The following is an 18,984-nucleotide window of genomic DNA, read 5'->3' as shown; positions in this document are numbered from 1 at the left end:
GCGGAGCTGCGACTATGACGGTCCGTCGCTAGTGGAAGGTCCGACAACGTAATCACAGCTCGACTACCCTCGATCACCGAAGCCCGGGACGGGCTTCAGTGCATTCGATTGGGCTACTTGGTGATTGCCGGATCGGTCCTGGGTTCTTCGGTAGCCGGGTCTGCTTCCTGGGGCTCTGGTTCCTGGGCGGTTTTGGTGTTGCGCATGACGAACAGCGCCACGACGGCGGCGGCGAGGACACCGGCGGCGCCTGCGATGAAGCTGGCCGACATGGCGGTAGCGAAAGCTTCGCGAGCTGTGGTGACCAGTGCGTTGTCTCCGGTGCTGGTGGCCACCGCGAGGGCGTCGCCGATGGAGCGGCGCGCCGCTTCCGGAGCCGAGTCCGGCATGGCTTCGGTGAAGGTGCTGGACAGGATGCTGCCGAGGACGGCGATGCCGAGAGCGGCGCCCGCCTGCTGAATGGTGTCGTTCAGCGCGGAGCCGACGCCTGCTTGTGCTGCGGGTACGGCGCCCATCAGCGCGGCGATTGCGGCAGGCTGCGCGAGACCGACACCCGCGCCGAGCACCACCAGTGCGATGGCCACCATGGTGAAGCCGCTATCGGCCGAAAGGTTGGCCAGCAGGACGAGACCGGCGGCGGTGGTGAGCATGCCGGTGACCGCGAGGGTGCGGTTGCCGACCTTGGTGCCCAGGCCCGCGCCGAGGCCGTTGAACATGATGGAGGCGAACATCATCGGGATGAAGGCAAGTCCGGCCTCGGTCGGCGAGTAGTCGAGGACGAACTGCAGGTACTGGGTCAGCACCAGCAGCAGACCGCCATTGGCGACCTGGACCAGAGTCAGCGACAGGCTGCCGCCCGCGAAGTTCCGGTTGCCGAACAACTGCAGTGGCACCATCGGGTGCTCGACGCGCTTTTCCCAGACGATGAACGCGACCAGGCTGACAACGGCAATGGTGAGCGTGGTCAGGGTACCGACGTGATCGAAACCGCCCTTGGGGAATTCGATGATGGTCCAGACCAGCGAGGTCATGCCGATTGCGGAGAGCAGTGCGCCGGGGACGTCCGACTTGGTCCACGGTCCCTTGGATTCCGGCATCAGCACCAGCGCCGCGACGATCGCAATGGCCGCAACCGGGATGTTGATCAAAAAGGCTGCGCCCCACCAGAAATGCGCGATGAGCACGCCGCCGCGGACGGGGCCGCCGACCAGGTCGAGCACCGAAGCGGCACTCCAGGTGCCCATGGCCTTGCGCCGTTCCGCGTCGTCGAACACGGTGATCAGGATCGACAGCGTGCTCGGCAGCACCAACGCGCCGCCGATGCCCATCACGGCCCGCGCGGCGATCAGCTCGGCGGGGTTGGCGGCCAGGGTCGCGACCAGTGAGGCCAGTCCGAAGAGGCCAAGGCCGATGATCATCACCCGGCGCCTGCCGAACCGGTCGGCGAGGCTGCCCGCCGTGAGCAGCATGCCCGCGAAGACGAGGATGTAGGAGTCCAGGATCCACTGGATGTCCTGGGCGCTCGCGTCCAGATCCTCGGCCAGCGGCGGCACCGCGACCGCCAGCACGAAATTGTCGATGACCAGGACCAACGTGCTGAGGCACAGCACGATCAGGATCCACCAGCGCCGCGGGTTACGGGCCTCGATCGCGTCCATCGGAAGCTCTCTCTCAACGGTGCCGCGTACGATGTTCTCGCTTTGCGAACACTGTACGCAGAGATGTCGAGCGTTCGCAACAGGGAACGTCGTGCGCTATGCTGACGACATCGAAAGGAGTCGGCATGCCCGTCGAGAAGCAGCAGGTCGGATCGGTCTGGACGCGCCCGCGGCGCGGCAGGGAACAGCCTGCGCTGACCAGAGAACAGATCGTGGCGGAGGCCGTCGCGCTATTGGACGCCGAAGGCATGGAAGCGCTGAGCATGCGTCAGCTCGGCGCCCGCCTCAATGCGGGCGCCACCTCGCTGTACCGGCATGTGGCCAACCGCGACGAGCTCATCGAATTGGTCGTCGACGAGGTGTACGGCGAGATCCGGGTCCCCGAGATCGAGGTGCGGGCGCAGTGGCGCGCAGCCACCGAGCAGTGCGCGGCGAGTCTGCGGGCGATGATCCTGCATCACCCATGGATGGCCTCGACGCTCGGTCAGGTCGGACTCTCGTACCTGGGCCCGAATGTCATGCGGCTCAACGACCGCATGCTCGCGCTGTTCGAAGTGGGCGGATTTGCGGCGGATGAACGCAGCGACGCGATCGGTGCCGTCATCAGCTACGTCATCGGCATCGGTATCAGCGAGGCCGCGTGGCTGACCTTGCTGACCCGCAGCGGTCAGACCGAGGCCGAACTGGTCGCCAGCCTGCGGCCCGCCGCCGAGCAGGCCGCCACCGACTACTCGAGATTGCAGCAGACGGACGCGACCGGCACGTGGAACCAGGATCCGGCGGCCGCGCGCGACCGCCAGTTCACCTACGGGCTCGATCGAATCCTGGACGGGCTGGAATCCCGGCGCAACCGCTGACCTCAGGCGGCGACGGTGACGGGGTCCTGTGCGAACTGGGTGCGGTACAGCTCGGCGTAGCGCCCATCGGCGGCCAGCAACTGAGTATGCGTGCCGCGCTCCACGATTCGGCCGTCCTCCAGCACCAGGATCTGGTCGGCGGCGCGAATCGTGGACAGCCGGTGCGCGATGACCAGCGCGGTCCGCCCGGCCAGCGCTTCGGAAAGTGCTTCCTGGACAGCGGCTTCGGAGGTCGAATCCAGCGAGGCGGTCGCCTCGTCGAGGATTACCACCCGCGGCTGCTTGAGCAGCAGTCGTGCGATGGTCAGACGCTGACGTTCGCCACCGGAGAGCCGGTAGCCGCGCTCACCGACGACGGTGTCCAGTCCGTCCTGCAGTGAGTCCACCAGTGTGCGTAACCTGGCCCGCTCCAAGGCGTCCCACAGCTCGGCTTCGGTCGCCTCCGGCCGCGCGAGCAGCAGGTTGGCGCGGACAGTGTCGTGGAACAGATGTCCATCCTGGGTGACGAGCCCGACGGTCTCGCGGATCGAGGTCGTAGTCAGGTCGCGTACGTCGGTGCCGTTCAATCGCACCGCGCCGCCGTCCACGTCGTAGAGCCGGGAAACGAGTTGGGCCACAGTGGACTTCCCCGCACCCGAGGACCCGACCAATGCGACCAGCTGACCGGGCTCGGCCCGCAGTGACACCTGGTGCAGCACTTCCACCCCGCCGCGACTGTCCAGCGTCGCAACATCTTCCAGCGAGGCCAGCGACACCTTGTCGGCGGAGGGGTAGCCGAAGGTGACATTGTCCAACTCCACCGCGACCGGTCCTTCGGGCACCGCGACCGCCCCCGGCGCGTCCTCGATCAGCGGCTTCAGGTCGAGCACCTCGAACACCCGCTCGAAACTCACCAGCGCGGCCATGACCTCCATTCGGGCGCTCGCCAGCGCCGTCAGCGGTGTGTAGAGCCTGGTCAACAGCAGCGACAGCGACACAACCGCGCCCGCGTCGAGCTGGCCGCGCAGTGCGTACCAGCCGCCGAGTCCGTAGACCAGCGCGAGCGCGAGCGCGGAAACCAGCGTTAGCGAGGTGACGAACACGGTCTGCAGCATTGCGGTGCGCACACCGATATCGCGCACCCGGCGGGCCCGCAGCGCGAACTCGTCGGACTCCTGCTGCGGTCGGCCGAACAGCTTCACCAGGGTCGCGCCCGGCGCGGAGAACCGCTCGGTCATCTGCGTGCTCATGGCGGCATTGAGACCGGCCGCTTCGCGCTGCAGACCGGCGAGCCGGTTGCCCATGCGGCGGGCGGGAATCACGAAGACCGGGAGCAGCACCAGCGCGAGCAACGTGATCTGCCAGGAGATCCGCACCATCACCGCGAGCGTGAGCGCCAGCGTCACCAGATTGGTCACCACCCCGGAGAGGGTGTCGCTGAATGCGCGCTGTGCACCGATCACATCGCTGTTGAGCCGGCTGACCAGCGCACCGGTCCGCGTCCGTGTGAAGAACGCCACCGGCATTTTCTGCACGTGATCGAACACCGCCGTGCGCAGATCCAGGATCAGCCCCTCACCGATCCGCGAGGACAGCCACCGCACGATCACGCCGAGCGCGGCGTCGATCACCGCGAGCCCGCCGATCACGAGCGCGAGAGTGACCACCACCCGCGGCGCGGCGCCGCCGACGATGTCGTTGACCACCCGCCCCGCCAGCACCGGCGTGGCCACTGCCAACAGTGCGGAAACCACACTGAACAGCAGGAACGCGCTGATCCGGCGCCGGTGCGGCCCGGCGAATCGCAGGATCCGCTTGGCGGTGGCCAGCCGGAACGGCCGCTGTTCGTCGGGCGCGTTCATCCGCCGATACATCTGGCTATAAGCCACCGACTCGATAGTCACGTCGTAACTCCCTCTCGCTCCCCACCATCAAACCTCTGGCCACCGACACTAAGACCTGAACAAAGGTTTAGGGCAAGCCCATTCCCCACCCCTGCACCGGCGCATCGCTCGCTCCCGATGCCTCCGTGCCAACTACACCTCCCGGTGCCGACTGCACACCCCCGCGCCAACCACACCCCGTACAAGCAGGTGCGCACGTGCAACAACAGCTGGAAGGCGCCATTGCCTCCCGAACTGCGGGAGGTAGTCGGGTACGGCACTCGACGCACCCGCGCTGCTCGGTGAACCCCCAGCGAGCGAGCTTGTTCGGCCCGTCTTCGTCAGGTACACCCGTTCGCCGCGTCCCGCGCCCGAGCGGTGCCGCGCAGGACCGCGACACCGATCTCACGACCGCGGCGGTCGTAGCCGTTGGTGGCCATTTCGATGTCGTCGTTCAGCGCTTCGAGTGCGTCGCTTGCTCGAGCGTGGATAAGGCGGATCACCCGCCGCCGCACTTAGGCTGGCGAGGTGACCGAGGACCGAATCGCACAGGCGCTGCGAGGCAAACTCCGCGGCGAGGTCGACGGCTCCGCGCGCCGGTGTGCGGAGTACTCCTCCGATGCCTCGAACTACCGTGTCCTCCCCGCTGCGGTGGTATTTCCGCAGGTCGAGGCCGACGTCGCAGCTACCATCGAATTCGCGCGCGACAACGGATTGCCGGTGACCGCGCGCGGCGGTGGAACCTCGGTGGCAGGCAATGCGATCGGACCCGGGATCGTGGTCGACTTCAGCAGGCACATGAACTCGGTCCTGGAACTGGACCTGCAGCGACGAGTAGCGCGAGTTCAGCCAGGAGTGGTGCTCTCGGAGCTGCAGCGCCGAGCTCGTCCGCACGGCCTGCGGTTCGGACCCGATCCGTCGACCGAGAATCGATGCACCCTCGGCGGCATGATCGGCAACAACGCCTGCGGACCCCATGCCCTTGCCTGGGGTCGTACCTCGGACAACGTGCGCGAACTGCGCATCCTCGACGGGACAGGTACGCAGCGAACCCTCGCGGCCGATCCATCCGTAGTTCCCGGACTTTCCGAATTCACCAGGGCGAGCCTGGCTGTGATCCGCACCGAGCTCGGCAGGTTCGGTCGGCAGGCATCCGGCTACGGCCTCGAACACCTGCTGCCGGAACAGGGTTCAGCGGTAGCGAAATCGTTCGCAGGCACCGAGGGCACCTGCGGACTGCTGCTCGATGCCACCGTCGATCTGGTCGCACTGCCACCGGCCACGGTGCTCACGGTGCTCGGCTATCCCGACATGGCATGCGCGGCAGACGATGTGGCCGCAGTGCTGGCGTGCGCCCCCATTGCGGTCGAAGGTATCGACGCCCGCCTCGTGGACATCGTGCGGGTGCATCGCGGCGCAGGCTCCGGCGCGGTGCCCGATCTGCCGCGCGGCAGCGGTTGGCTGTTCGTGGAAACAGCGGGCGAAAGTCCGGCCGAGGCGCTGGCCGCCGCCGAGATACTGTGCCGATCGGTCGGCGCACTGGAATCACGAATCGTCACCGATCCCGGGGTGGCCAAGGCACTCTGGAATATTCGGGCCGAAGGCGCCGGGCTGGCAGGCCGTACCCCGGACGGGCAGCCTGCCTGGCCCGGCTGGGAGGATGCCGCGGTGCCGCCCGAACGTCTCGGCGCCTACCTGCGTGATTTCGGCGCGCTGACCCGACAGCACGGTGTGGACGGACTGCTCTACGGCCACCTCGGCGATGGCTGCATCCACGTCCGCTTGGATCTGCCGATCGCGGACGCCCCGCAACGTTTTCGCGCCTTCCTGTTCGATGCCGCAGAACTGGTGGTCGGCTACGGCGGCTCACTGTCGGGTGAACACGGCGACGGCCGAGCCCGCTCGGAACTGCTCTCGGTCATGTACTCCCCTGCTGTGCTCGACGTATTCGCCGGGTACAAGGCACTATTCGACCCGGACAATGTGCTGAACCCCGGCGTCCTGGTGGCGCCACAGCCGGTCGACAGTGATCTGCGCCTGGTCGGATTACCCGGCACTCCACGGGTCGGCGGTTTCGCCTTTCCGCACGACGGCGATGACCTCGGGTCCGCGGTCCATCGGTGCGTCGGAGTCGGCAAGTGCCGCGCGGATACTCGCGCGAGCGGCGGTTTCATGTGCCCGTCGTACCTGGCCACCGCGGACGAAAAGGACAGCACCCGGGGCCGGGCCCGGGTATTGCAGGAGGTAGTGCGTGGTGCGCTGCCGTGGTCGTCGGAGGCCCTCGCGCAGTCGCTCGATCTGTGCCTGTCCTGCAAAGCATGTCGTTCCGATTGTCCTGCCGGCGTCGACGTCGCCACCTACAAATCGGAGGCGCTCTACCGCCGCTATCATCGGCGCCCGCGGCCGATCGATCACTATGCGCTCGGGTGGCTGCCGCGGTGGTCGGCTGTGGCGAACCGGATGCCACGCGTCGCGAATCGGCTGGTCGATGTCCGATGGCTGCGTCGAATAGGGCTGCGCGCCGCTGGAATTGATTCGCGCCGCGAGCTGCCGCGGTTCGCGGACCGCAGCTTTCGCCGGATCTGGCGCGACCTGAACGCGCAGGTCGAGCCCGCCCGGTCCGATGCCGATCCGATGGCGGCCGAGCGCGAGGTGATGCTGTGGATCGATACCTTCACCGACGCCTTTGCGCCCGAGATCGCCCTCGCTGCAGCACAATTGGTGACATCGCTGGGCTATCGAGTCCGGATACCCGAGCGCAATGTGTGCTGCGGCCTCACCTGGATCAGCACCGGGCAGTTGGACGGCGCGCGCGCCCGATTGCGGGCGAGCTTGACCGCGCTCGACGAACATGTGCGCAAGGGCGGGATCGTCGTCGGCCTCGAGCCGTCGTGTACCGCGGTGTTGCGCTCCGACTTGCTGGAGCTACTGCCGGAGGATCCGAGGTCGGCGGCCACCGCCGCGGCGGTGCGTACGGTGGCGGAGTTCTTGGCCGAGCAGCCGCAGTGGCGTCCGCCGCAGCGGCACGGTCGGTCGGTGGTGGTGCAACCGCATTGTCATCACCATGCGATTCTCGGATTCGATGCGGATCGCCGACTATTTGCCGCAATGGGGGTTGAACTGACCGAGATCGCCGGGTGTTGCGGACTTGCGGGAAATTTCGGAATGCAATCCGGCCATTACGACATATCGGTCGCGGTCGCCGAGAATGGACTCCTACCCGCATTGCGCGGCGCACAAGACGACTCGATCTTGATCGCCGACGGCTTCTCGTGCCGCACCCAAGCCGCGCACCTCGCGCACCGACAGAGCCGACACCTAGTGCAATTCCTGCTGGACGAGTGAGGCTTTCGCGCACCCGCCGCGCCTGTCGCGGCGAGCGCGCACAGCCGTCAGCTGCCGAAGGGCAGCGTGCCGGATGGAATCTGGTAACCCGAGCTACCTGCGGAGACGCCACCCCAGGCATTGAGCAACGAGTTGAGCACGTTGGTGATCATTCGACATCCTCCATCGCAGGCGACTGCCGATCATTTGCCAATCGGCACCAGTATCGCGACACTTTATCGGTCGCGTGACAAATAACTGGGAGCAGAGATGACGCAGAGTCGGTAGCGCGCATTTCCGGCGAATACCGGGTGTGACTCCGGCAACTCTCGCCCGGCGCTATGCGTCCGAGTGGACAGCGGTCCCCTCCCGGGATGCACTCCGGCGAACCACCGCCCGACCCCGCCGCGCACAATGAACCCGTGCGCAAACAGATGGTCGAGCCTGGAGTGAGCCCAGACGGGCTGACCCGCACGGTGACGGCCGCGCGGCCCATCGATCTCGCGCCGACCCTCGCACCGCTCTCGCGTGGTCGAGGCGACCCGTGTCATCACGTGACGCCGGACGGCGCGCACTGGCACGCATCGCGAATGCCGACCGGTTCGGTCACCTACCGACTCGTCCAGTCGGGCCTTTGTTCGGTACGAGCTCACGCTTGGGGTGAGGGCGCGTCCGAGTTCCTCGATCGCCTCGACCACATGCTGTGTCTCGACGAGGACCTCTCCGAGTTCGCCCCCGAACATCCGAAGCTCATCGACGCGCACCGCCGATTTCCCGGTCTGCGGATGCTGCGCACCGGTCTGGTCTTCGAGGCGCTGGTTCCCGCGGTCCTGGAACAAAAGGTGCATACCGTTTCCGCCCGCGCGTCGTGGCGGCAGCTGGTGCGGCAGTTCGGTTCGCCGGCGCCGGGCCCCGCGCCCGCGGGCCTGCTGCTCCCTCCGGACGCTGATACCTGGCGGCGCATTCCGTCCTGGACCTTCCATCGCGCGAATGTCGGTCCGCAACGTGCGCAGACGATCGTCCGCGCGGCCCGGCTCGCGGATGCGCTGGAGCAGTCGGCCGCCCACGATCCGGTCGAGGCCGCCCGCCGCCTGCAGACGGTGCCCGGCATCGGTGTGTGGACCGCGGCCGAGATCGGCCAACGCGCCTTCGGCGACGCCGACGCGTTGTCGGTCGGCGATTACCACCTGGCCGCAGTTGTCGGCTGGACGCTGCTCGGGCACCCCATCGATGACGACGCCATGGTCGAATACCTGGAACCGCTGCGCCCGCACCGCTATCGGGCGGTTCGCTTGCTGGAGATCAGCGGCCACGCCCACAAACCCAAGTTCGGCCCGCGCACTCCGCTCACCGATCACACCTGGCACTGACACCGGCCGCGCGGGATCGCATCGGCGGACGCGACCCCGCGCGTGCCCCGCGATCGCTGCCGGGTGGCGATCGAGGTGCAGGGGTGATGGCACTGCATCGGCGGATCGGCCGATCAGTGCGGGAGACGGAGGAAGCCGGCGCGAGGAATGTCGGCGAGGCGCGCTCGAGGGCCGGTCAGCACGGCAGCGCGCGCTCGTCGAGCACGCATTTGCCCGCTTCGACCAGAGTGGTGCGGGCCCTGCGGCGGACGCGGCAGCGGTCGACGGTGCAGTCGATATGCAATTGCATTGCGGCGTGGGCTTGTTCGTTCGTCATGATGCCGGGCTCGCGTCCGCAGATCAGTAGTCCGGCTACGTGCATGTTCAGGTTGGTCAGCTGCATCAGGCGACCTCTGCCCGGCGCCCGTCGGCCCCGAGTCGGCACGGATGCCACGTGGTCGGCTCGTCCCACGGTGATTGCCGGACGGCCATCCCGACGGCCTCCAGTGCAGTGAGGCCGACCTCGTCGGCGAGCTCGCCGACCGTATCCAACAGGGCTGGCACAACTTCAGCAACCCGCAGTGCGGCCACGGCCTGCGCGCAGGTCAGTGTGCGTCCTGGCAGATAGGACACCACCCAGTTCTCCTGGCCGACGCTGCGGGCCCTGTGCGAGGTCAAATCGCTGGTCATCAAGGAAGACGCTATGACATGTACGGCCATGACTCCTCGTTCCTGTGTGCGATTCAGTTGGTGTGCCAGGAGGTGTCGCAGCGGGAGGGGACAGGACTTGCTCGGCTCCGGGCACACTTCCAGCACACCATTCGGCTGCGACTCAGGCGGTGTCCTTGGTGGATATCCAAAGATTTGAGGCGAATTCCCAGCATGAAATCCAGCCGGGAGGGGAGGATTCTCCATAGTGGACGAAAGAGCCCTCTGCCCAAGCGAAGTGACGGGGAACCGAACTTGTGGGTCGCCCGGGCTGCCCTTTGGGTGAGGATCCGAGCGCAGAACGGAGCGTGCTGTGTCAGCGAGTTCAGCAGGAGCGTCAGCGAGTTCGGCCAGTTCATCGGCAAGTTCGGAAGCATCATTGGACGGATCCACGAGTTCCGCAAGAGCGTCAGGGGGTTCGGATCGTCTGTCCACCGACAACGCATCGTCCACGCTACCCAGGCGCCAGCTGGGCAGATATCTGCGTGACTGGCGCACCCAGGCGGGCCTGACCATCGCCGAGGCATCCAAGCTCATGGAATGGGGTGCAAGTACCCTGCAGCGCTTGGAAAAAGGCCAGGCCGACCGCATCCGCACCATCGACATCCAAGAGCTCTGCCGCATCTACGGCATCCCCGACGAACTCGCCGACGGGCTCAAGGGCCTCGCTCAGCAGGCGGCCGTCAAAAGCTGGTGGCACGCCTACGGCGATCTGATCCCCGAAAACTTCGACGTCTATGTCGGTTTGGAGGCCTCCGCCCAGCAATTGACCTCCTACCAATCCGAACTGGTTCTCGGCCTGCTGCAGACCGCCGACTACGCTTGGGCGCTCAATCGACTCGGCTACCCGAACGATTCCGATGCGGAGCTGGATCGGCGTGTGCAGTTACGGTTGCAACGCCAGGCATTGATCACCAGGAAGGCCTCACCTGCCATCGTTGATGTGGTGCTACACGAGTCGGTGTTGCACCGCGTGGTCGGTGGCGCGAAAGTGATGGCGGCGCAGCTACGTCATCTTGCCGATTTCAGTACCCGTGAAAACGTTTCACTGCGTATCCTGCCGTTCGCGGCCGGTGTACCGCTCGGAGTTTCCACCGGCCCGTTCACGGTTCTGGAGTTCGGAACCGATAGTAAGGGCCAGCCGATCGAACCGCCGGTGGTTTACGCAGAGGGTTTCACCGGGGATCTCTACCTCGAAAGATGTGCTGACGTACGGCGGTACGATCGGGCTCACGAGTGCCTCCAGCGCTGCGCGCTGGATATTCAACCCAGTAGACACCTGTTGCGACAGGTAGCGAAGGAGTATGTGGCATGAGTACGGATCTGGTTGGTGCGCAGTGGTTCAAGAGCACGCGCAGCGGCGCGGGCAAGGACTGCGTGGAAGTGGCATTCCTCGACAGCGGCCGGATCGGGGTCCGCGACAGCAAGAATCCCGGTGGACCCGCGCTGTTGTTCACCCAGGGCGAGTGGGACAGTTTTACCGCACGCGTGGTGAGTGGCGAATTCTGAAGGAGGCCGAATCGTGAGTATCGATCGTGGTTCGAAGGTTGATCTGACCGGCGCGGTCTGGCGCAAGGCAGGCAGTGGCGCAGGCAAGGACAGTGTGGAAGTCGCCCTGCTCGAGGACGGCCATGTCGGCCTACGTGACGGCAAGAATCCCGACGGCGACGTACTGATCTTCACCCCGGGCGAATGGGCCGCATTCACCGCGGGTGTGCACGACGGCGAGTTCGACCGGCCGTAATCTTTGGCAGCGCCTGTGGCGCTGCGTGTTCGCGGCCCCTTGGTCTCGCTTCCGAGCCGTCGAGACTCGCGCCTTCGGCGCATGCGCTTCGACGGCTCGGAAGCGAGACGGGCCGCGAACTCTAGTGCTCGGTCTCGCTGCGCTCGGAAATCATCATCGCGCCGAGTGGGCGCGTGGGTGGAGATCTTGCGGCTTTGGTGGGTGCGCCTTTGATCGTTCGGAAGATGGGGCGCGAACTCTGATGCTGGGTCTGGCTGCGTTCGGAGGCTGTCATCGTGCCGAGGGGGTGGCCGCTTATTGCCTGACGCAGGATGTGTGACCTGAGGGGCGCACAGTGTTGATCACGAAACGGCGGAGGTTCGGCAACAAATTTGTGTTTGCCCGGGCTAAATACCGGGTAGACAAGAATTTGTGGACCGTGGGCTCAAGAATTCCCACCCCCGGTACAAGAAATTGCGGCCGGGCGATTGGGTGGAATGGCTGATCGTTGCGCTGCTTTTCGCGGTGTCAGCGGTAGGGGTGTTCGTCCTCACCAGTTCGTTCTTGTCGGCGCTGTTCGTCGGCGTGCTGGTGTGGGTCGTCGCTGTCGGAGTAGTGGCAATGTTGTAGTGGGTGCGCCGACCGGCCGGGTGTCGACCCGGCCGGTGGTCACCTCGCTTTCAGCGTCGGAAGAGCTTGTTACCCAACCAGACCAGTGGGTCGTACTTCTGGTCTGCCACGCGCTCCTTCATGGGGATCAGCGCATTGTCGGTGATCTTGATGTGTTCCGGGCAGACTTCGGTGCAGCACTTGGTGATATTGCAGAGGCCGAGGCCCTGTTCGTCCTGCGCGAGGTCACGGCGATCGGCGACGTCGAGCGGATGCATCTCGAGTTCGGCGATCCGCATCAGGAAGCGCGGCCCCGCGAAGGCGGTCTTGTTCTCCTCGTGATCGCGCACCACGTGACAGGTGTCCTGACACAGGAAGCATTCGATGCACTTGCGGAACTCCTGCGAGCGCTCGACATCGACCTGCTTCATCCGGTAGTCACCGGGCTTCAGATCGTCGGGCGGTGTGAACGACGGTATCTCCCTGGCCTTCTGGTAGTTGAAGGACACATCGGTCACCAGGTCCCTGACCACCGGGAAGGTGCGCATCGGGGTGACGGTGATGAGTTCCTCCGGCTGGAACGTCGACATCCGCGTCATGCACAGCAGCCGCGGTCGCCCGTTGACCTCGGCCGAGCACGAACCGCACTTGCCCGCCTTGCAGTTCCAGCGCACCGCGAGATCGGGTGCCTGGGTGGCCTGCAGCCGGTGGATGATGTCGAGCACCACCTCGCCCTCGTTCACCTGCACGGTGAAATCCTGCAGCTCACCGCCATCGTTGTCGCCGCGCCATACGCGGAAATTGGCGTCGTAACCCATTGCTACGCCTCCCTTTTCGCAGCAGTGGTCGAACCGGCCGGATGAGCGGCGAGATCGTCCGAGTTGTAATACTTTTCGAGCTCGGCCAGGTCGAAGAGCGCGAGCAGTTCCGTGCGCATCGGCACCTGCTCCTCCGGCGTGACGCGCACCGGCGGGACGGCCTCGCCCGCTTCGGCGAGGTCGATCGAACAGACCAGCAGTTTGTTGCGCCAGTCGGCGTCCATCGCCGGGTGATCGTCGCGTGTGTGCCCACCGCGACTTTCGGTGCGCAGCAACGCCGCCTGCGCGACGCATTCGCTGACCAGCAGCATGTTGCGCAGGTCGAGCGCGAGATGCCAGCCGGGATTGAACTGCCGGTGCCCTTCCACCACCACGCCCGCGAAGCGCTTGCGCAGCTCGGCGAGCCGCTCGATGGCCTGCTCCAGCTCGTGTTCCTTGCGGATGATGCCGACCAGGTCGTTCATCGCCTGCTGCAGATCGGTGTGCAGTGTGTAGGGGTTCTCTCCGGTGCCCGACGGCGGCGGATCGAACGGGGCCACGGCCGCTCTCGCCGCCGATGCCAGGTCGGTGTCCGCGACGACCGGCCGTTCGGTCAGTTGCTCGACGTAGGTCGATGCCCCCATGCCCGCGCGCCTGCCGAAGACGAGCAGATCCGACAGGGAGTTGCCACCGAGCCGGTTCGAGCCGTGCATGCCGCCCGAACACTCGCCCGCCGCGAACAGCCCGGGCACGGTCGCCGCGCCGGTGTCCGGGTCGACCTCGATGCCGCCCATGACGTAGTGACAGGTCGGGCCGACTTCCATCGGCTCCTTCGTAATATCCACGTCGGCAAGTTCTTTGAACTGGTGATGCATAGAGGGCAGCCGTCGCCGGATCTCGTCGGCGGGCAGCCGGGAGGCGATATCCAGGTACACGCCACCGTGTTCGGTGCCGCGCCCCGCCTTCACCTCCGAGTTGATGGCGCGGGCCACTTCGTCACGGGGCAGCAGATCCGGTGTGCGGCGCGCGGAATCGTTGTCGCGCAGCCACTGATCGGCCTCTTCCTCGGTTTCGGCGTACTGCCCTTTGAAGACCGGCGGGATGTAGTCGAACATGAACCGCTCGCCCTCGGAGTTCTTCAGCACTCCACCGTCGCCGCGCACACCCTCGGTGACCAGGATGCCCTTCACGCTCGGCGGCCAGACCATGCCGGTCGGGTGGAACTGCAGGAATTCCATATTGATCAGCGTCGCGCCTGCTCGGAGCGCGAGCGCATGCCCGTCCCCGGTGTACTCCCAGGAATTGGAGGTCACCTTGTAGGACTTGCCGATACCGCCGGTGGCGAGCACCACGGCGGGCGCTTCGAACAGCACGAACCGACCCGATTCGCGCCAGTAGCCGAACGCGCCCGCGATCCGATCGCCGTCCTTGAGCAACTCGGTGATGGTGCATTCGTGAAAGACCTTGATGCGCGACTCGTAGTCGCCGCTTTCCGCGAAATCTTCCTGCTGCAGCGAGACGATCTTCTGCTGCATGGTGCGGATGATCTCGAGCCCAGTGCGGTCACCGACGTGCGCGAGCCTCGGGTAGGTGTGTCCGCCGAAGTTGCGCTGGCTGATTCGGCCGTCGGCGGTGCGGTCGAACAGTGCCCCGTAGCTTTCCAGCTCCCACACCCGGTCGGGTGCTTCCTGGGCGTGCAGTTCGGCCATGCGCCAGTTGTTGAGGAATTTGCCACCGCGCATGGTGTCCTTGAAATGGGTTTGCCAGTTGTCCTTTTCGTTGGCATTGCCCATCGAGGCGGCGCAGCCGCCCTCGGCCATCACGGTGTGTGCCTTGCCGAACAACGACTTGCACACCACCGCAACGGAAAGGCCGTGTTCCCTTGCTTCGATTACCGCGCGCAGTCCGGCGCCACCGGCACCGATAACGACGACGTCGTACTTGTGCCGTTCCACTTCTGGCATGGCCGCGAATACTCCTTCAGTTGATGAACCGCAGGTCCGAAATCGTCTCGCTGGCAACCAACATCACGTAGAAGTCGGTCAGCACCAGGGTGCCGAGAGTTGTCCAGGCCAGCGCCATATGGCGGGTGTTCAGCTTGGAGACCTGGGTCCAGAACCAGTACCGCACCGGATGCGCGGAAAAGTGCTTGAGTCGGCCGCCGGCAATGTGCCTGCACGAGTGGCACGAGAGCGTGTACGCCCACAGCAGGATCACGTTGACCAGCAGCACGATATTGCCGAGACCGAATCCGAAACCGCCGGTCTTGCCGTGGAATGCGGTGATCGCGTCGTAGGTGTTGATCAGCGAAACCACAATGGCCACATAGAAGAAGTAGCGGTGCGCATTCTGGATGATCAGCGGCAGCCTGGTCTCGCCGGTGTACTTGGCGTGCGGCTCGGCGACGGCGCAGGCCGGCGGGGAGAACCACACCGCGCGGTAGTAGGCCTTGCGGTAGTAGTAGCAGGTGAGCCGGAAGCCGAGCAGGAACGGCAGCACCACGAAGCCGAGCGGCAGGATCACGGGCAACTCGCCGAACGGCGTCCCGAAATGGCTCGAACCCGCCGCGCACGAGGTGCTCAGGCACGGTGAATAGAACGGCGTCAGATAGTGGTAGTCCGGAACCCAATATGCTGTTCGCACATACGATCTGATCGTCGCGTAGAGGACGAAGGCGCCCAGGCCGAGCACGGTGACGAGCGGCGGCACCCACCATTGATCGGTGCGTAGCGTGCGCTCCGAGATTCGAGCCCGGGACTTACTGAAGACGCCTGTGCCCGTTTCCGGGCCGGCGGTCGGTGCGGCACTCACAGGTGGATGCCTCGCTGATCTGCTGTGCGGGTGGTCATCGTTACCTCCGCAATCGAATGTGATGCTGAGCACCATACGACACCTCCGCTATTGCTCGAGCGTGGTCCCGGCAAGACAGACCCGCTGCAACGCCCGTGATTTGCGCCACACCGACGGCCGCCGGGTAGCCGGTGCGCGGCAGTGAACGGACCGCAAACGCATCGAACTCGGCTTAAACAGAACGTGATTCGAGTGGGTGTGGAACAAAGAAGACTCGAGGTCGAATAATCGGCGGTTCGATCGTCACACGGCGGCAATAAAACTGTGGTGACCTTTTCTCTCGAGAATTACCCGCTGACGTGGGCTGATGCGTGTGTCGCACCGGACGGGCAGGCCGGGGGAAGGAGTCATCAGCATGAGAAGAGCTGCGATCGTGGCGCCGGTCCGAACTCCGAGTGGAGTCGAGGGGGGAGCGCTATCGGGAATGCCGCCGGAATGGCTTGCCTCGACCGTTCTCTCGGCTGTCATCGATCGATCGGGTATCGACCCGATGCGCATCGAGGATGTCGCGATGGCCCGCGTCGATGGTGGTGCAATCAGCGCACCGGAGCTGAGCAGGCTCGCGGCCCGCGGCGCCGGGCTGCCCTTCGCCGTGCCGGGGTTTCTCACCGATCGCCGCTGTGGCAGCGGCCTGCAGGCGGTGATCACCGCGGCGATGATGGTGCAAACCGGTGCCGCCGACGTGGTGGTCGCGGGTGGTGTGGAGTGTGCCGCGGACGCGGTGACCGGCTACGGCGACCCGGTTCGAACCGGCGATCTCGCGAATGCCGAAGACCTGGCCCGCCATTACGGAATCAGCAGGGCCGATGCCGACGAGTTCGCCGCGGCGAGCCATCGCAAGGCCGCTCGCGCCTGGCGGCAGGGTCACTTCGCCGCCGAGGTGATCCCGGTCGGCGTGGTGCCGGAGGGGCACGACTGGTCCGATTCCCACACCGACACCGCATCGCGGCATCAGATACTGCGGGACGAGGGTGTGCGTGAGGATGTCTCGGCGCGCACCCTCGCCGCGCTGTACCCGTTGATCTCCGACGGCGTCGTGACCACCGGAAATATGAGCGCGCATCGACACGGCGCCGCCGCCTGCCTGGTGGTCGCCGAGGATCGGCTCGACGAACTCGGGCTGTCCCCCATGGCCTATCTCGTGGGTTGGGCCGCGGCCGGATGTGATTCCGACACAGCGACTCTCGGTGCTGGGCCTGCTGTCGCCAAGGTGCTCGGCCGCACCGGCTTCACCCTCGACGATGTCGACCTGGTGGAGGTCAACGAGGGCTTTGCCGTGGAAGTGCTCGCGCTGGCCAAGGAGTGGGATTTCGACACCCGCGACCGCCTCAACGTCAATGGCTCGGCGATTGCTCTCGGCCACCCGGTCGGCGCCACCGGCCTGCGCATCATGACCACGATGCTGCACGAATTGGCTCGCACCGAGGGGCGCTACGGGCTCGAAGCGATCGCACTCGGTCACGACCACGGCATCGCGGCCCTGTTCGAATCAGCGGCGACGATCCCGGTCGCGACGGCACCACTCGGGGCCCGCTTTCACGGTTCTCGACCCCGTCGATTCGGCAGACATCGGGCCTGAGGCGCGCGAGAACACCGCCCGGTGCAGGCGTTCCAGGCGGTGACCGGCAGGTGCTACTTCGTGCGCGGGCGGGAGTGGAAGCCCAGGCCTTCGTCCTGCGCGCCCATCCAGGCTGCCTCGTCCGACTTGCTGTCCGGGACGTAGATGGTGTCCTGGGGTCGGCGGGTGACCTCCGGCGGCGGCGATTGCTCGAGCTCATCGGCGTCGATGACGAGCCGCTCGAGGTCGTTCTCCAGTCGTCGCACGGTGTTTGCGTCGCCGTAGTGCGAGCGCAGTGCGCCGATAGATTGCCGGAGCTGGCCGACCGCGTAGCGGAGTTCCGCGATATCGCTGCGTGCCATCGTTACCTCCTGTGTTCCTTGGCGGACATACGAACTCGGTGCACAGCGGTGTTTCCATCTGCCGTGGAACGTGCTGCACCAAGTTGTGTGACTCACCACACAACGTGATCTCCAACACAGTACGTGAGGAATCGAGTTTTGGCTCGTCGATATGTGAAGCCGGCGGTTCGCTCAAATGTTGCCAGAGTCGATGGATGGCCCTCGCTCAGCTGACGGCCGCGTACTCCGGTCCCTGTCCGCGCAGGTCGGCGAAGACCCGGTCGACCAGCCCTGCAATGGACAGCGCCACTTCCTCCGCGCGCTCCAGGATCACGCTGTGGCCCGCGCCCTCCAGTCGGACCAGCTCGGATCCGGCCAGTTGTGATGCGAGCACCACCGAATGCGCGAACGGCACCACGATGTCCGCGGAACCGGCGAGCACGAGGGCCGGGATGGTGCCGAGCCGGTGCAGCGTCGCGGTCTCGTCGAACGTGATCAGCGAGGCGAGGAAGCTCGACATCGTCAGCAGCGGGGTCTCGTTCAGCATCGCCGTCGCGACCGCGACCATCCTGGGATTCACCTTTCTGGTGCCGAAGGTCGCCTCGCGCAGGATCGGCTCGAAGATCAGCCGGGTCAGCCGCTTGGATGCCTGCATGGCCCGAGGTGCGCGCAGCACCGCCACCTGCAGCGAACTCACCGCGCGCCGATGCAGGAAGCGGCCGAGGCCCACCTCGGTGAGGCCGTTGGCGGCGCCCGCGATCAGGCCGACGCCGAGGACGCGGGTGCCGATCGCGGCGGGGAACAGACGGGAGTAGGCGAGGGTGACCATGGCGCCCATGGAATGGCCGACCAGGATGACCGGGCCCGTTGGCACCACCGCCCGCAGCACGGCGTCGAGGTCGTGCGCGAGCTGGTCGATGGTGTAGCTCGACGGATCGGCCACGCCCGATTCGCCGTGGCCGCGATGGTCGTAGAAGACCATCCGGGTGCCTGGTCCCCACTGGCGCGAGAGCTGATCGCGCAGGAACGACCAGGATTCGGTGCGCAGGCAATGGCCGTGCACGAAAACCACGGACAGCGGAGCGTCGTCGGCGCCGAAGGTGCGAACCGCGATCGGGACGCCGTCGTCGGCCGACACCGTAATCCGGTGGCCGTCATGGTCGGCGGCGAAGCGGGCGATGATCGTGGACATGAGGTTTCTCCTGTGACTGTCGAGTCACCTCGAGCGGAGCGTCTTGCCTGGTTGTCGGTAGTCATTTCCTTGGTGTTAGCCGGCCATACCCACCGTTATGCACACGATGCCGAACCGACGCAGGTGATCAACATCGTCACAGTCCCGGTCGGCTTC

18 protein-coding genes are annotated in these 18,984 nt (G+C 66.0%); 8 read left to right on the top strand and 10 right to left on the bottom strand.

Annotated elements, in window-relative coordinates; genetic code table 11:
• Window positions 1–113 precede the first annotated feature (113 nt).
• Entirely contained in the window at window positions 114–1,658 is a 1,545-nt protein-coding gene (locus OHA42_RS04390) for an MFS transporter (RefSeq protein WP_406234770.1), read from the bottom strand.
• Between the two features lie 125 nt (window positions 1,659–1,783).
• Between OHA42_RS04390 and OHA42_RS04385 the strand changes: the two genes are divergently transcribed.
• Complete coding sequence (locus OHA42_RS04385) at window positions 1,784–2,515, top strand: TetR/AcrR family transcriptional regulator (protein ID WP_406234769.1); 732 nt, start codon at window positions 1,784–1,786, stop codon at window positions 2,513–2,515.
• A 2-nt stretch (window positions 2,516–2,517) separates the two neighbouring features.
• Here OHA42_RS04385 and OHA42_RS04380 read toward each other — a convergent pair whose 3' ends face one another.
• Window positions 2,518–4,368 carry an ABC transporter ATP-binding protein gene (locus OHA42_RS04380; protein WP_406239079.1) on the bottom strand — a complete coding sequence of 617 codons (1,851 nt, stop codon included), beginning with the start codon at window positions 4,366–4,368 and terminating at the stop codon, window positions 2,518–2,520.
• Window positions 4,369–4,718: 350 nt separating this feature from the next.
• A complete protein-coding gene (locus OHA42_RS04375; protein ID WP_406234767.1) occupies window positions 4,719–4,880 on the bottom strand; it encodes a hypothetical protein in 162 nt (53 codons plus the stop codon).
• Window positions 4,881–4,905: 25 nt separating this feature from the next.
• On the opposite strand from OHA42_RS04375, the gene OHA42_RS04370 reads away from it, so the two are divergent.
• Window positions 4,906–7,722, top strand: coding sequence for an FAD-binding and (Fe-S)-binding domain-containing protein (locus OHA42_RS04370; protein WP_406234765.1), 2,817 nt, complete (start codon window positions 4,906–4,908; stop codon window positions 7,720–7,722).
• 413 nt (window positions 7,723–8,135) lie between these two features.
• Window positions 8,136–9,071, top strand: coding sequence for a DNA-3-methyladenine glycosylase family protein (locus tag OHA42_RS04365; RefSeq protein WP_406239077.1), 936 nt, complete (start codon window positions 8,136–8,138; stop codon window positions 9,069–9,071).
• 175 nt (window positions 9,072–9,246) lie between these two features.
• Here the strand turns inward: OHA42_RS04365 and OHA42_RS04360 are convergent, their stop codons facing one another.
• Entirely contained in the window at window positions 9,247–9,453 is a 207-nt protein-coding gene (locus OHA42_RS04360; RefSeq protein WP_406234764.1) for a hypothetical protein, read from the bottom strand.
• The gene (locus OHA42_RS04355; RefSeq protein WP_406234762.1) at window positions 9,453–9,740 is read right to left on the bottom strand and encodes a hypothetical protein; all 288 of its coding nucleotides are present in this window, start codon (window positions 9,738–9,740) and stop codon (window positions 9,453–9,455) included. The genes OHA42_RS04360 and OHA42_RS04355 overlap by 1 nt, the downstream gene beginning before the upstream one ends.
• Window positions 9,741–10,185: 445 nt before the next feature.
• Between OHA42_RS04355 and OHA42_RS04350 the strand changes: the two genes are divergently transcribed.
• From OHA42_RS04350 to OHA42_RS04335, 4 genes are all read left to right on the top strand, one after another.
• A complete protein-coding gene (locus OHA42_RS04350) occupies window positions 10,186–11,073 on the top strand; it encodes a helix-turn-helix domain-containing protein (RefSeq protein ID WP_406239075.1) in 888 nt (295 codons plus the stop codon).
• Window positions 11,070–11,267 carry a DUF397 domain-containing protein gene (locus tag OHA42_RS04345; protein WP_328407627.1) on the top strand — a complete coding sequence of 66 codons (198 nt, stop codon included), beginning with the start codon at window positions 11,070–11,072 and terminating at the stop codon, window positions 11,265–11,267. Before OHA42_RS04350 ends, OHA42_RS04345 begins: the two co-directional genes overlap by 4 nt.
• 13 nt (window positions 11,268–11,280) lie before the next feature.
• Window positions 11,281–11,502, top strand: a complete 222-nt coding sequence (locus tag OHA42_RS04340; protein WP_406234760.1) for a DUF397 domain-containing protein — start codon at window positions 11,281–11,283, stop codon at window positions 11,500–11,502.
• 411 nt (window positions 11,503–11,913) lie between these two features.
• On the top strand, window positions 11,914–12,111 hold the full coding sequence (locus tag OHA42_RS04335; RefSeq protein WP_328407623.1) for a hypothetical protein: 198 nt from the start codon (window positions 11,914–11,916) through the stop codon (window positions 12,109–12,111).
• Window positions 12,112–12,161: 50 nt separating this feature from the next.
• Here OHA42_RS04335 and OHA42_RS04330 read toward each other — a convergent pair whose 3' ends face one another.
• From OHA42_RS04330 to OHA42_RS04320, 3 genes are read right to left on the bottom strand one after another with little or no spacing between them, the layout of a single operon-like run.
• Entirely contained in the window at window positions 12,162–12,908 is a 747-nt protein-coding gene (locus OHA42_RS04330) for a succinate dehydrogenase/fumarate reductase iron-sulfur subunit (RefSeq protein ID WP_406234759.1), read from the bottom strand.
• A gap of 2 nt (window positions 12,909–12,910) precedes the next feature.
• The gene (locus OHA42_RS04325; RefSeq protein ID WP_406234757.1) at window positions 12,911–14,851 is read right to left on the bottom strand and encodes a fumarate reductase/succinate dehydrogenase flavoprotein subunit; all 1,941 of its coding nucleotides are present in this window, start codon (window positions 14,849–14,851) and stop codon (window positions 12,911–12,913) included.
• A 16-nt stretch (window positions 14,852–14,867) separates the two neighbouring features.
• Window positions 14,868–15,698: a hypothetical protein gene (locus OHA42_RS04320; RefSeq protein ID WP_406234755.1), complete on the bottom strand. Its 831-nt coding sequence runs from the start codon at window positions 15,696–15,698 to the stop codon at window positions 14,868–14,870.
• Window positions 15,699–16,092: 394 nt separating this feature from the next.
• Between OHA42_RS04320 and OHA42_RS04315 the strand changes: the two genes are divergently transcribed.
• Complete coding sequence (locus OHA42_RS04315) at window positions 16,093–17,316, top strand: acetyl-CoA C-acyltransferase (RefSeq protein ID WP_406234754.1); 1,224 nt, start codon at window positions 16,093–16,095, stop codon at window positions 17,314–17,316.
• A 53-nt stretch (window positions 17,317–17,369) separates the two neighbouring features.
• Here the strand turns inward: OHA42_RS04315 and OHA42_RS04310 are convergent, their stop codons facing one another.
• Window positions 17,370–17,657, bottom strand: a complete 288-nt coding sequence (locus OHA42_RS04310; RefSeq protein ID WP_406234752.1) for a hypothetical protein — start codon at window positions 17,655–17,657, stop codon at window positions 17,370–17,372.
• A gap of 205 nt (window positions 17,658–17,862) precedes the next feature.
• Entirely contained in the window at window positions 17,863–18,828 is a 966-nt protein-coding gene (locus tag OHA42_RS04305) for an alpha/beta fold hydrolase (protein WP_406234750.1), read from the bottom strand.
• Between the last annotated feature and the right edge of the window lie 156 nt (window positions 18,829–18,984).

The sequence above is a fragment of the Nocardia sp. NBC_01009 genome, from assembly GCF_045208035.1.
GTDB lineage: Bacteria > Actinomycetota > Actinomycetes > Mycobacteriales > Mycobacteriaceae > Nocardia.
This window is presented reverse-complemented; position numbering and strand designations above follow the sequence as displayed.